The organism is Sporofaciens sp. St.21A7 (assembly GCF_059728535.1).
The window spans coordinates 5,290,457-5,303,916 of record NZ_BAAGFN010000001.1; the positions used below are offsets into that span (position 1 = coordinate 5,290,457).

At 39.6% G+C, this 13,460-nt stretch carries 15 protein-coding genes and 2 pseudogenes; 13 read left to right on the top strand and 4 right to left on the bottom strand.

Translation table 11 applies throughout. The features are described 5' to 3' along the window. Window positions 1–45: 45 nt before the first annotated feature. Window positions 46–279: a flavodoxin family protein gene (locus AC6I3O_RS26185; RefSeq protein WP_497853353.1), complete on the bottom strand. Its 234-nt coding sequence runs from the start codon at window positions 277–279 to the stop codon at window positions 46–48. Window positions 280–605: 326 nt separating this feature from the next. Between AC6I3O_RS26185 and AC6I3O_RS26190 the strand changes: the two genes are divergently transcribed. From AC6I3O_RS26190 to AC6I3O_RS26200, 3 genes are all read left to right on the top strand, one after another. Then, the gene (locus tag AC6I3O_RS26190) at window positions 606–1,472 is read left to right on the top strand and encodes a tyrosine-type recombinase/integrase (protein ID WP_172551161.1); all 867 of its coding nucleotides are present in this window, start codon (window positions 606–608) and stop codon (window positions 1,470–1,472) included. Continuing rightward, a complete protein-coding gene (locus tag AC6I3O_RS26195; protein WP_497853354.1) occupies window positions 1,465–2,643 on the top strand; it encodes an IS91 family transposase in 1,179 nt (392 codons plus the stop codon). The genes AC6I3O_RS26190 and AC6I3O_RS26195 overlap by 8 nt, the downstream gene beginning before the upstream one ends. Window positions 2,644–2,941: 298 nt before the next feature. Beyond that, a complete protein-coding gene (locus tag AC6I3O_RS26200; RefSeq protein ID WP_497853355.1) occupies window positions 2,942–3,502 on the top strand; it encodes a hypothetical protein in 561 nt (186 codons plus the stop codon). A 668-nt stretch (window positions 3,503–4,170) separates the two neighbouring features. On the opposite strand, the gene AC6I3O_RS26205 is transcribed toward AC6I3O_RS26200, so the two are convergent. Together AC6I3O_RS26205 and AC6I3O_RS26210 are read right to left on the bottom strand one after the other, a co-directional pair. After that, complete coding sequence (locus AC6I3O_RS26205) at window positions 4,171–5,055, bottom strand: hypothetical protein (protein ID WP_497853356.1); 885 nt, start codon at window positions 5,053–5,055, stop codon at window positions 4,171–4,173. Beyond that, a pseudogene (locus tag AC6I3O_RS26210) lies at window positions 5,039–5,341 on the bottom strand (type II toxin-antitoxin system PemK/MazF family toxin). The gene AC6I3O_RS26205 and the pseudogene AC6I3O_RS26210 overlap by 17 nt, the downstream one beginning before the upstream one ends. Window positions 5,342–5,801: 460 nt before the next feature. Between AC6I3O_RS26210 and AC6I3O_RS26215 the strand changes: the two are divergent. The 9 genes and pseudogenes from AC6I3O_RS26215 (at window position 5,802) to AC6I3O_RS26255 (ending at window position 11,778) form a co-directional block, all read left to right on the top strand. Continuing rightward, window positions 5,802–6,344, top strand: a pseudogene (locus AC6I3O_RS26215) (DUF6609 family protein). Between the two features lie 50 nt (window positions 6,345–6,394). After that, entirely contained in the window at window positions 6,395–6,691 is a 297-nt protein-coding gene (locus AC6I3O_RS26220) for a hypothetical protein (RefSeq protein WP_497853357.1), read from the top strand. A gap of 340 nt (window positions 6,692–7,031) precedes the next feature. Then, window positions 7,032–7,481, top strand: a complete 450-nt coding sequence (locus AC6I3O_RS26225) for a helix-turn-helix domain-containing protein (protein WP_497853358.1) — start codon at window positions 7,032–7,034, stop codon at window positions 7,479–7,481. Between the two features lie 33 nt (window positions 7,482–7,514). After that, a complete protein-coding gene (locus AC6I3O_RS26230) occupies window positions 7,515–8,243 on the top strand; it encodes a DUF3239 domain-containing protein (protein ID WP_497853359.1) in 729 nt (242 codons plus the stop codon). Window positions 8,244–8,349: 106 nt separating this feature from the next. After that, on the top strand, window positions 8,350–9,135 hold the full coding sequence (locus AC6I3O_RS26235) for a CPBP family intramembrane glutamic endopeptidase (RefSeq protein WP_497853360.1): 786 nt from the start codon (window positions 8,350–8,352) through the stop codon (window positions 9,133–9,135). A 90-nt stretch (window positions 9,136–9,225) separates the two neighbouring features. Then, window positions 9,226–10,710 carry a nitrilase-related carbon-nitrogen hydrolase gene (locus AC6I3O_RS26240; RefSeq protein WP_160255077.1) on the top strand — a complete coding sequence of 495 codons (1,485 nt, stop codon included), beginning with the start codon at window positions 9,226–9,228 and terminating at the stop codon, window positions 10,708–10,710. A gap of 62 nt (window positions 10,711–10,772) precedes the next feature. Then, complete coding sequence (locus AC6I3O_RS26245; protein ID WP_160255078.1) at window positions 10,773–11,243, top strand: hypothetical protein; 471 nt, start codon at window positions 10,773–10,775, stop codon at window positions 11,241–11,243. A 72-nt stretch (window positions 11,244–11,315) separates the two neighbouring features. Further along, on the top strand, window positions 11,316–11,486 hold the full coding sequence (locus AC6I3O_RS26250; protein ID WP_497853361.1) for a hypothetical protein: 171 nt from the start codon (window positions 11,316–11,318) through the stop codon (window positions 11,484–11,486). A gap of 55 nt (window positions 11,487–11,541) precedes the next feature. Then, complete coding sequence (locus tag AC6I3O_RS26255; RefSeq protein ID WP_497853362.1) at window positions 11,542–11,778, top strand: hypothetical protein; 237 nt, start codon at window positions 11,542–11,544, stop codon at window positions 11,776–11,778. Between the two features lie 168 nt (window positions 11,779–11,946). On the opposite strand, the gene AC6I3O_RS26260 is transcribed toward AC6I3O_RS26255, so the two are convergent. Further along, complete coding sequence (locus AC6I3O_RS26260; protein ID WP_497853363.1) at window positions 11,947–12,846, bottom strand: radical SAM protein; 900 nt, start codon at window positions 12,844–12,846, stop codon at window positions 11,947–11,949. A gap of 250 nt (window positions 12,847–13,096) precedes the next feature. Here AC6I3O_RS26260 and AC6I3O_RS26265 point away from each other — a divergent pair, with 250 nt between their 5' ends. After that, window positions 13,097–13,426 (top strand): winged helix-turn-helix transcriptional regulator, encoded by a 330-nt coding sequence (locus tag AC6I3O_RS26265; RefSeq protein WP_497853364.1) that lies wholly within the window; start codon window positions 13,097–13,099, stop codon window positions 13,424–13,426. The last annotated feature ends 34 nt before the right edge of the window (window positions 13,427–13,460 follow it).

Sequence of the window (13,460 nt, forward strand, 5' to 3'; positions counted from 1 at the left end):
GTTCTTTTCCAAATTCATATGCCTTTTTCAAATGCTCTGTTTGCTCTATCTTTGCCTTGCAATCTCAGGAACGATATCGTTAAAAGAATCCTTTTGAATGCAGGGTTTCCCATATCTGCAGGCGTTACAGCCGAGACATCCTTTCACTTCATTCTTTAAAAGTGAGATTCTTTCTACAGAATGTCCTGCATCCTCTGCACCTTGAATGAAGCTTTCAACAAGCTGTGCCGTATTTCCATTTGACCTGCCTCCTCCTTGTATTACAAGTATCCTCTTCATAAACAGATCTCCTCCTCTTAATCATTAATCCGATACTGTCTTTATTGTACCAAACCGCTAGCGCGGTGGCTAGCCCTAGGTACGTGATTCCACTACTTTTTCAAAATTTTTTCGTTTTCTCAAAATAAAAGTAGCAGTTTTTTGGTTTATGTTGTATTGTTGAGTTACCACACACAACTGCAAACATAACCCCAAAAACTGCTATGTTTATATTATCATGGATTTTCAAACTCAACAACTCTATATTTCATTTTTTTGCCCGCCCGCCACCTCTTTTGTGATTTTTCCTGTTCACTCTATCAAAATCACACCGTGGAGGTTCCATTATGGACAATTATTTAGATTCTTTCAGGGAAATGATCTCCCTTCGCGGCCTTACCGCCCACACACTTAAAAATTACTGCACTTATATCCGTGCCTACCTTGATTATCTCTCCAGCGTACTCCGCAAGCTTCCGGAGGATGTTTCCTGGGATGAACTCCGTGTTTATATCCGCTGGCTAAAGCGTTCCAGAAATCTTTCTGACCGCACGGTCAACTGTGCCATTTCACAGTTGCGTTTTTTTACCCTTTATGTCCTTCATAAGCCATGGGACGATACCCAGCTTCCCATGCGTAAGTTTGATGAATACCTCCCCTTTGTCCCTTCCAAAGAGGAAGTTTCCATCCTGATCGACGCCATGCCCGACCTCAAGCAGAAGGCTATGGTCTCCCTCATGTATTCCTCCGGTCTGCGCATCGGCGAAGTCTGCCATTTACGGTATGAGGACATTGAACGCAAAAATATGCGTATCCATATCCGTCACGGAAAGAATCGTTCCGACCGTTATGCCATCCTTTCTAAAAGGGCTCTGGATATCCTCACTTCCTACTGGTTTGCCTTTGGCAGGCCAAGAGGCTGGCTTTTCCCAAAGCAGACCTGCCCGGATAAACCCATTGATACATTTTACCTTTCCCGGCATATCCATGCTGTAGAGCGCTCACTCGGCTGGGAAGAACGGATCACCTGCCATTCCCTGCGCCACGCCTTTGGCACCCATCTGTATGAGGACGGTACAGACCTGCTTACCATAAAAGCCCTGCTCGGACATAAATCTTTAAATTCCACTACGATTTATGTCCACCTGGCTTCTAACGGTACACATACTGCCATAAGCCCCTTTGACCGGATGGAAGGTGTTTCCCATGAGTAATTCCCAAATCCAGAGGATCTGGCAGCTCTCTTACCGGGAGTACACTTCTTCCGGGAGTTTCCAGTCTGATGTCCAGCGTAAAGCATCCTATGCTATTTTAAACTGTAAATCCGGCAGACTCGGCGTAAATATTTCACAGTGTCCGGATTGCGGCCATATAGAGGTCCGCAATAATTCCTGCCGGAACAGAAACTGTCCGAGCTGCCAGGCTGTTAATAAGGAAATCTGGGTGGATAAGCGCAGGGCTGAGGTGATCGACGCGCCCTATTTCCATGTGGTGTTTACCACTCCCCACGAATTAAACAGCCTCTTTTATTGCAACCAGCAGCTCCTTTATGGGCTGCTCCACAAATGCTGCGCCGAAACACTCCTGGAACTGTCCGCAGATCAAAAATACCTAGGTGCAGTCCCCGGCATCATCCAGGTACTCCATACCTGGGATCAGGAGATGCTTTACCATGTACATATGCATTGCATTATCTCTGGCGGCGGGCTCACCCAGGACCATAAAATACGGAAAACAAAGAAAAGCTTCTTCCTCCCCGTAAAAGTCCTCAGGAATAAATTCAAGGAAAAATTCCTTGCAGCGCTTGATGCCCTTTATCAAAGCGCCAGCCTGGAGTTTTCCGCTTCCTGCGAAGAACTGCGCAGTTCCTATGAATGGGCCACATTCCGCAATTCCCTTTACGAAAAGGACTGGTGCCCATACATTAAGGAAACCTTTAACAGATTTGGCAATGCCCTGGAATATCTTGGACGATATACCCATAAGATTGCCATTTCAAACAGCCGTATCCTGGATGTGGATGAACAGGAAACCACTTTTTCTGCCAGAGGAAAAAGGCCCGGCAATCCGCGTAGGACTATCACCCTGGAAAACACGGAATTCATCCGGCGTTACCTGATGCATGTGCTCCCTCCCGGTTTTCAGAAGATCCGCTATTACGGCTTTTTAAATAACCGGTATAAAAGCAAGAACCTGAAACTGATCTTCAAAATCCAGGGAGGACAGCGGTTTAAAGAAAGGTATGCCGGACTATCTATAGGAGAGCTGCTGGCTGTGGTCTGGAAGATTGATATACGCATTTGTCCGGAATGCGGGCGCCACAGGATGCAACAGGCCGGAAGGACATATGGTTCACCCTGTTACAAACTTTTTCTTACTGAATAAATTTTTTAAAAGCCTCCGCAAGAAGGCTTGCGAAGCATGCCTTTTTACCGGATATATTTGTAAATCTACACAAAAAACAAGAGAGTTTTAAGCATATTAGTATATTAAGAATCTCATTTATGGGCTGCACAGTTGTTGCAACAGGAAAGCTTACACATTTCACCCGCGACGGCATCACTACAGAAAGCTTGCCACTGGCAACAAAGATCCTGGAGCTTGACGGAGCGCTGAATGTGTAAACCATGGAGGATTTGACTATGATCAGGAATCCGGTCTGTGCAGACGGGTGGTAGAAACCATGTGGCGGGAGCTTTCAGATATACCTTTGGAGGTTCCGTACTCCGGAGACGAATTCTTTGCAGAATCATTTACACTGCAGGGGATCTCATTTCCGGTCGGAATCACACGGACAGAACTCTGGCGCTGGTTTGATGACCGCCATCCGAGAGGCGTGGCGCTTAATGATGACTTCTCTATTGAGTGGGCGACATTCCAGAAGAATTTTGTAACGCTCATAAGGAAGGCGGAAAGATTCCTGGACGAAGCAGCTATGCGGCAAGTATGGAACTCGATCTTTGGTATCCTCTATCTCTGTTATGATCTGGAAAAGGAATTCCTGTCACAGTTCCGGGAAAATGCTGAAAAACTGCTGAGGGGATTACAGATAATAACAGGCGCAAAAACAACATATTTTGCATTAAATCCGAAGACAGTCCGCATAAGAAAAGGAAGTCCGACTATGGTAATGCCCATCACAAAAAATCTTGAAAATGCCGTTAAGAGCAACATTTTTGATATGCTGGTCTGTTCTTTTGAAATATACTGCATACTTGATAAAAAATCCTGCTTAACAATCTGAAGCACACCGCCTTGATTTTGAATACGCTGATAGCTTAATTTTATAAAACATTCAAACAGGGCAGTAATAAAAAAACAGACTGGTCGGCAAGGGCAGTCCGGTAAGTATCCAGATGCTCCTGGTTTCCTCTAAGCTTCCATATAGCCGATCTAATAAAATGGTCAAATGCTCCGGAGCCTTCCATATAACTGCTTCCATTGAAGTTCTTGTCAAGATAATGCACGGTCGTCTCAAAGACTGCGCGCATATCAAGGGTGCTGTAATCATGGCTGTCTCCGCCGTGTACGGCAGATACTTTCCATCCGCAATCTTGATCAGCGCATCTCCCTTTGTACCTTCAGGCAGTAGTTCACCACCCTGGCATAGTTGGATTTCTCCAACTTGCGTAATCCGGCGCCGGAGCTCCCTGCACGATCCAGGATGGTCTTAATGGCGCAGTCCCTTACCGGGTAGGTTTCCCCTCTGACCTTTAATGCCAGTTGGGTATTCTTTTCCGTATCCTTAAGGATCTCCTCCCACCGTAGAAGAAGCCTCCATATGTTCTGCCTCCTTTCTATTTTGAAATGCCAGATTGAAACCTCAAAACTATGAGTAACTTTTAAATTCCTTGTTATAAGCGATGCTTTTTCTCCCTGTCGAAAATTTTGAAAACTCTCTTTCAAATAGTTTCAATTCTCTATATCCGAAGAAACAATAAAAATCTCATTTCTATAGGTTGCACTATACTCACATATATTAAACTGTGGAAAACGGTTGTTTCCTGTAAGCATACAGTAATTGGGTTTGTCATAATCGGAACAAATAACATAGTTCGATTTTTTATTATAATAGGCTATTACAATTCCTTTGAGATATAGTCTATTAATATCTATCGGAGCTTTCCTTATCCTATATTCCATATTAATCAGCGGATTATTTTTCCCCTGTTCACTATATAAAAAGCTTGTAATATAATGTTGACAAATTAGAGGAAAACTTTCTTCTGTCATCTGTTCCGCCAATCCGTAATCCATATCGTCTTTGCGTTTGCCTTCTTCTTTACTTATGCGATGCCATATTATATAATCTTTGGAAGTAAGATTCCTAATATTATCATATACAAATTGATTATAACTATCTTCGTCTAAAGGCTTTTTAAACGTAAAGCAATATTCAATCAGTGCAAAATAACTGTTAATCTGCGCCCAAGTCTCCTTAATACTTTTTATATATTTATCCTCTAATAATTCAATCTCCGCAAAACATCCATACCCCGATTCAGAATATTGAAGATGAACATAGTCATATTTATGGAATATAGAAGGCTTTTTATAATGATTATGAACTTTAAACTTCTTTTTCGGTAAGGAATAAAGTTTCTTTAATACCTTTGTAACGCCATCATTGGACAATACATCACAAATGGATAAATGGGTTACTATAGAATCTTCATAATAATCCGCCTGTTCTTCTTCCTGAATGTTTTCCTCTTTGTCAGAATCATGTGTCGCTTTCTCATATTCTGCCTTTCGTTTTATTTTTTCTTCTTTATATTTATCAGAATTTACATTCAAGCTGTGCCATCCTCTCTTTCAGCCGTTTTTTATCTATTGTGCGTATCTGTTCAAATAAAATAATGGAATCTGCGGGAAGCCCTGCAATCCCATCCAAACAGAAATGTGTCGGCAGTTTCACTTTTTTCGGTCGGCTCGTAATGGCGGCAATGATGACTGTCGGGCTGAATCAGTTGCCTGTGTTGTTGGATATGATAAGTACGGGTCGTGTGCCGCCCTGCTCTGAACCGATAACGGGGGTAAGCTCTGCGTAGTAGATGTCGCCACGCCTAATTGTTCTTTCCATAATTCTTTATAACCTCCATCTGGATTTAGGCAGATATATCCTGCCTATGTAACAGCCACGGGAGTTCCACCCCAACTGTCGGTCTGACAGAGCCGCCACTTCTTTTCTTCTCTGCCATAATTGAATGACATTTCTTTTACCTCCAATCTGAATTTTTTTGAGAATCCAGATTGGCAGGCGGAGAACGGCAGTGGATGCCAGAAGCAGCCTTACAACGTATTCCAACAAAAAACGACAAAAGATGAATAACATTTTGGCGTGTGTAAGGGAAGTTGTTGAAAATGATATAATTTATTCATAGGTGAATGACAGCGTTTCCGTAATAAGCGGCAGTCCCATTCAAACCTAAGCAAAGACAGTAAGATAGAAAGACAGTTTGAGAATTGAAAAATCCCATGTTTTCATGTATAATTGGAAAAAGAAGTTAGACTGGAAAATCGAAATTTACAGGAGGAACGAAATGAAAGAAATATTGGAATTTAACCACAAAAAACAATGTGGTTTATGGTTGATTCTTATTGGAATTGTACTAATAGCAGCTGTCATTTGTGGCGGTGAATTTTTTGTTAATCCGTTTGTGTTTCTGATAGGTTATTATGCCTGCTTTTTTGGAGTCAATGTAAACAAAAAAGTGAGAGAAAAACTTTCTTAAGGAGATATTTCTAAAAAGCAGATAAAGATAATTTATTTTTCGATTGCTACGTTGTTCATATTAATGTTTTGTATTGCTGGCCCGTTTATCCCCGGATGGCATTGGAGGCAGATATGGCTTGGTGTACTGATGGCAACATCAATACATTTCTTCTTGTGGTTTTTTGTACATGGTTGGAGTATGGTAGTGTTGGGGATTGTATGTATGGTTATCGTAACAATGGGCTATATTTTTCCGGGCATACCAGTTTCAGTTATTTGCATTGCAGATGCGATGGTTAAACTGATATGCGGAATATATTTGTTATTTATTGCAAAACCATCAAAATACATTCCTAATATGATAAAATAGCGAATGTACAAAGAAACAACTTCCAGTTTGACATACTGGAAAATCAAGATTTGAAAGGAGTAACAGACATGGAATTTCCTTTTTATGATTCACCCGATACTGCTACGATTATCTGTTGTCATATATTGAAGCGTCAGGCACCTATTCTATATGTATCACATGATGAAGATGACGGAATGTGGCAATTTCTATGCGGAGAAACACACGAAACAGATGAAGCAAAGTTAGTATCTTTAAAATGGGTTTTTGATTTAGATAACTCTGTTAGTACCTTAAAGGATATGCCTTGCGGTTACTTTGCAGAAAGGAAAACTCAAGATGACGATTGGATTATCAGAAAGCGATAACTTCCCATTTGTCGAGCAGAACAACACATCATCACAGAGCCAGGCGCATAAGACGCAGAGAATTATTTGGCCAATAGATAATAATGGGTAAAAATATTTAATATTTAAGATAATTATGATTCAAAAAATAGAAAATTTATTGCTGTCGCGTTTAGTTTCTTTCAAGTTTGTTTTGTTTGAATACAGAACGGACAGGAAGAATAAATAACATACGTGCTTGTGCAAGGGGGATTGTAAAAGGGGAAGTTATTTTTGCATAAATCCAATGCAGCGTTTAACATTTCAACGGAGCGTTTCTTGAATATGGTGTTTCTTGTGATATTATGAAATCGGAAAGAAGGTGAAAATATTGAACGTTCAAAAAACAGGCAGTCTGATTGCCGCTATCAGGAAAGAACAAAATCGCACGCAGCAGGATTTAGCGAATGAATTGGGAGTATCAAGTGCAGCTGTTTCAAAATGGGAACGGGGTATCGGATTTCCAGATGTATCTCTTATGGAACCATTAGCTGCATCCCTGGGGATTTCCATAGCAGAATTATTCAAGGGCGAAAGAACAGAAAACAACGTTGATAACGAATATGAAAGTCTGTTGTCAGATGTTGTAAAAGTATCAGCAAATGAAATAACCAAGAAGAAAAAAATAACGAATTGGATGATTGCCATTACTGTTGCTGTTCTTTATTTGATGATTTCTGTAATATCACACAAGTGGGAAATAACCTGGGTGGTCTGGATTGTATATTGTTTTTATCGGATTTTTACTGAATATATCTATAAAAAATATTAGTAATCTACAGAAACGTAAGAAACGGAGGAAAAAATGGTCGATTATTCACAATTTGAGGCAAGTGTAAAATCCGGCGTCCATGCAGATGTGAGCCGGATACGGCAAAAGGATGAAATAATAAAAGCCGTCGTCAAAAAGCGGCGAAGCTCCGCGATAATCTGCGTGTGCTTCCTATGTATGGCAGGAATTTCTTTGTTTAAAAGCTGGATTCCCGCCGTTATCTGTTTCCTTCTTGCATTGTTTTTCCTATGGCGGGCTGTCGGAAAATTTTCTGACGAGTATTTACGGGAAATGTACGAGGAGGGGCTTTTGGTTCCCGGCATGATCGTGAAAACGGAACCCCTTACTATCATGGCAATCGCAAACATGACCGCGCGGGATGGCGCGGCAACCGTAAATGGGTGCTACTGTCTCGAGGTGAAAGAGCTTGACGGGGCGCAAAAGATTCTATTTGAAAAAATCCCCTGCTCCTGTTTTTTCTGCTATGAGGGCGGCGATTACCATTCTTCCTTCCAGCCCCATCCCCTCTATTGGGGAACGGCTGATCAGCAGTCTGTTCAAGAAGCGTTAAGACAGGTGGAGGAGGACAACAAAGAAAATACAAAAGATGAATGGGAAGTGCTCAAGGAGGTTGCGCGTCAGTTCCCTGATTTGGGAAACGGGAACTTGATTTTACTGGATGAAAATTACGTTCCCTTCGGGAAAAAGAACTACATGGACAGCAACTATAAGCCCCTCAACGAGGAAGCTGCCCCCAAGTAATATGTTCCATTTAGGGAAACGCTGATGAAAGCGTTTCCCTCGTCGCAAATGCGGGATTTATAAGTGAGAAAAGAGTTCCTGATACGAATTTTGGGAGGTAATTTTTATGTTTTTTTCAGTAATATTAATCTTGTTGATTGCCATTGTATTCAGAAAACAGAAAATGGCCGAAACAGGACAACAGAAATCTGATGAAATAGAACATTTGTCTAAAAATAAAAAAGAACTCATCCTCGGCTTATCATGGTATATATTCTATTTTATGCTGTCTTACATAAGCTGTGCCTATCAGGTCGATATAATAAGCGAATTATCAAACTGGCTGTTTCTGGTTTTCTTTCCACTCCTGATTATTGCTGTTTTCAGAAAAGAGAAAGTGATACAAAACCTGAAAGAAACAGGCTTAAAACATTTTGACAGAAAAACTGTACTAAGGATACTGTTGATTTGTGCTGTATACCAAGGTGTTATTATCCTTGTCTTTGGTTTAGGGGGATTTTATTTTAATATAACGAATATTCTCCAAATATTAATAAAACTTCCAGTATTTTTTTGCCTGATGATACTTACAGCAGCGTTTACGGAAGAAGTTTTCTTCAGGGGCATTCTGCAAAGAACTATGATGGATTCACTGAAAAAGCCGTACCTTGCCATACTGCTCACCGGTATTCTGTTTGGACTGTACCATTTCCCGTTTGCATATTATCTGTGGGACGATACTGCAGGAAACATAATGTATTCACTCAGAATGGTTATGACGGAACATGTCCTTACTGGCTGCGCTTTTGGATTTATCTACTATAAATCCAATAAAAACCTCTGGAGCTGTATCATTTTACATGCTTTCACTAATGCGGCTATTATGGCTCTCGGCACTGTATTTTCGACATAAACAGTGTATCCAGAACTTATGACAGGGCTTTTAACAACGCAGACAAATCAAAATTGAAGTTTATAGAGAATGTAAGTAAGGAATTTGGCAATGAAAAATCTTTTGAAAAGTAACCGATTTGCAGTTTTCATAATCTTAACTTTTTTAATTTATGTAATGTCCAATGGAGAATGGTGTATCCCGATTTTGGCATGGATTTATCCAATTTTGTTTCTATGTATGATTTATCTTAATCGTACTCGAAAAGTCTACCTTATAATTAGTTCAATATATGCCATTGGTTTTATTGTCCAGTTTTGGAGAGCCATTGGAATGGATATAAAGATATGTATAATAGTAGCAATCCTGCTGTCTTTTCTGAAAGTTTTACCATATATCTACTGGTCGAAATCAAAAATGAGATTTCAAGATACTGTTATTTTTGCAAGTATAATGGTATCAATAGAGTATATCATTTATCTGATATACCCTGCATTGGGAGGGTTGTCTGACGCTTATACACAATACCAAAATCTATACCTACTACAAATAGTAACGGTAACAGGGATTTACGGAATCACCTTTTTAATGTATTGGACGGCGGCAATGGTTATATGGATTTGGAACAATAAAAGCAAAAAAGAATACATCAGAAAATACATAATCGTATATGGTTCTGTAATTGGCCTGGTACTTGTCTATGGAGTTGTTATGTTTCATTTTGTAGGAAATTCAGATAAAAGTGTTAGGATCGCTGGAGTAACCGTTCCGATTTCAGAGTTGTTAAATAATGATAAAGATGTATATTCTACATTTTATACCAATACATTTACTGATGAAAACATTACCGATACAAGGAATAAACTATCATCAGTAGCTGATGAACTTTTCCTAAAAACAGAGTTGGAAGCACAAGCAGGTGCAAAGATTGTTTTTTGGTCTGAACTGAATGGAGCGGTTTTAAAACAAGATGAAGATATGCTTTTGCAATGGGCGTCGGATATGGCAAAACAGGAAGAAATTTATTTGATTGTTTCATTGCTGGTGAAAACCCCTTACGAGGACTTAAAGGAAAATAAAACGGTAGTATTTAATCCACAAGGAGAACTCATATCAGAATATTTTAAGCATGGACGTTCAATCGGAGAATTGTGCCAAAAAGGAGATGGAATGCTAAAAAGTTTTGATACAGAATATGGTAGAATTGCGCCGTTTATATGTTCTGATATGGCATTTTTGTCTAAAATACAGCAGGCAGGTAGAAATAATGTAGATATACTAATTGTTCCGGCTTCGGATTGGAAAGAAATGACATTATTAGCTGCAAAGACAGCGATTGTGCGTGGAGTTGAAAATGGAAGTAATATAATCAGACATACAAATAGCGGAATGTCGATTGTTTCAAATGTTAAGGGCTGTGTGTTGGCACAGACCGATTACTTTCAGTCTGATACAAAGACATTATCAGCACAGGTTGCTATGAAAGGACGCTTTACTCTTTATTCGTATATTGGAAATCTATTTGTATATCTGTGTAATTTATATTTGTTAGGGAGTTTCATACTTCCCAAAATTAAACGTTTAATTAAGAGGTAGTTAAATTCCAGTTTGCTGAAAATTTGTGGAGAACGAAAAATTCAGAATTTGAGGGATAAAATATGGGAGTGTTAGAAACAGTTTTTAATTCAAGAAAATTTGATTTGAATGATGATGTTCTGATGGAATTTAATAATTATTTTGATGAAAAAAGTAGGGATTATAACAGCTTCTGTTTAGATGAAGAAGATATTACTTCCCTACGAAACCTTGTAGCACAGATTAAGGTTGCTGACTCAGATAGTGCAATTTATGTATCTACTTATGGCTATGAAATTACAAATAGTAAAGGAGAAAAATCAACATACGCCGATGCTCTTTGGATTGACACAGTTCTGCCTATTTCCAAAATAGAGGCACTTATTGAAGAAAGTGGTGTTGCTGAACCAAGTGATATTTCTTTTGTTAGCGATAGTGATGAATGTGGGAACTGTAAAGTATGGCTTATAGCTCATAAAGAGAATAATCCTTGTATTATTGAGATGACTGACCATAAGAAAATAGACCATATGATAATATTATATTGGGATTGATGAATTATTAAAATTCCTGTTTGTCGAGAAGTCAAGAATAAAAAGAAATCGGAATTTCATAAGGAGAGGATAATGGTTAAAGAAGTAAAATGGACAAAATATTTATGGCTGAACCTGCTCTCATTTGGAGCATTTATGCTTGAATTGCTGTCAATATTTGCAATTGAAGTTATAATTCTGCATTCTCCTGCTTTTTTCAAGGAAGCATTATCATTTTCCAGAAAAGGGAAGCAAAAGGGATAAGATTTCCTCGAAAAGTTGGATCGTAACGCTTGCTTGTTTCATTGGTTGCAAAATTATGACTTTCATTGATTGGCATACATTAAAGATTGTCGGAGAAGCACAGGGTAAAACCATATTCCAATTTTGCGCGCAATATTTATACTATATATTTGAAGTAATGCTTGTCATTCTAATCATAATATACGGACAAAAAGCAATTGAATCCTTATTGCAAAAAGAAAGTCCAATTCCTTTTGGTGGTATTATTTTAGCTATGACATGGGGGCTTTTCATTTCGTATCAAGAGGAGTAGGACTAGAAATATGGAACGGGATTTCTACTATGATATTTTCTGTTCTTAGTGGGGTAATGTATTTAAGATTAAATAGAAAATGCTTGTATAGCACACAGGCGATTACACGCCGCCGTCAAAGCAGGGCGGCACACATTGATGTGCCGGCTTTTTTGCTGCCCGCTGCTCTTACAAATGATAGACGCTTTTTCTATACCGCTGTAATTCTTCTTCACTGACGTTTCCAATGATTTCGTCGAGAAATACCAACAGCTTTTCCTTGTCTTTCGGCAGTTGCCCGTGAAACTGGAACGCATTGGAAGCCCCCATTGCCGCAAAGATGGTAGGTATCTGCAAATTTTCAATGAGTGTCCGTACTTCTTTGTATTTTTCAACTTCTCCTTCTTCCTGCCAGTTCCCACGCTGTATTTCTACAAAAAGTTCAGAATCGGGATAAATCGTAAGCATATTTGCCCCTATGAGCGTAGGGTGTATCTGGTTGCATATATCAGCCGTCAATTTTGCTCCAAGCTCTCCACGACCTGCCCCAGAAATGCTCACCAAATAAAAGAAACTGTAATGAATGCCTGCTGCATCTAATCTCTGGCATTGTTCTATGATGTCGGCAGAGGTATATCCCTTATTCATAAACCGCAGGGCTTCATCATCCCCTGTTTCTATTCCTATTGTCAGACCGTCATATCCCATATCTCGCAGTTTGGCAAGCTCCTCATCGGTTTTAGGAATAACATCTGTAATCCTCGCAAACGAGCCTATAGATTTCACTGACGGAAGATATTTGCGGATTAGCTCTGCAATCGCAGTTAATTTGTCATAAGACAAAACAAAGGGGTTAGCTCCCGTCAAAAATACTCGGCGGGTACGCTCGCTGTTCCAACCTTTCGCTGCTCTTTTAACCTCCCGTAAATCACTCTCAATATCCTCCAGAGGGGACATTCTGAATTTGAACGGCAAATCATTATACAAAGTACAAAACTTACATTTATGATGCGTACAGCCTGCCGTTACCTCTAACAAAAGTGATGCCGCTTCATACGGCGGTCGCCAAATTGTTCCTGTGTAGTGCATAAACACATCTCCTTTCCTTATTGTTGGCATGTTTTTCGCCATAATGGTATACCCGTAGGGTGTTTCCTTATTCCTGCGCTTCTTTTTGTGCATATAGGGATACCCGCAGGGTGTTTTCTGTAGTCTATACTAATTATACTTTTATACAATTATTTTACAAGTACTGTATTTTTTTGTAGTACCTATATCAAAGCGGTACATTGATTTTTAAGAAAAGGCGTGTTATACTATTTCAGAAGGAGTGGCAGGAATGAAAAAAAGTACATTGGCTGTTGAACGCTGCAAAACAATTTCTACCATACAAAAAATTTTAGGCGGTAAATGGAAAATCGAAATCATTTATTATATTGCCTTTCGGGATATACACCGTTTCGGGGAGCTTCGCAGGCATATCGGCGAAATTACGGAATCAAGTCTGACAAAGCAGCTTCGGGAACTGGAAGCCGACGGCTTCCTTACCCGTTATGACTACAAAGAAGTACCTCCCCGTGTGGAGTATAACCTTACTGACTTAGGCAAAAGTTTCATTCCCGTTTTTGAGCATATGAAACAATGGGGAGATGAAAACCTCAATATATAATCATGTTTTTCTCAAAAAGACAGAGCCAACGAGC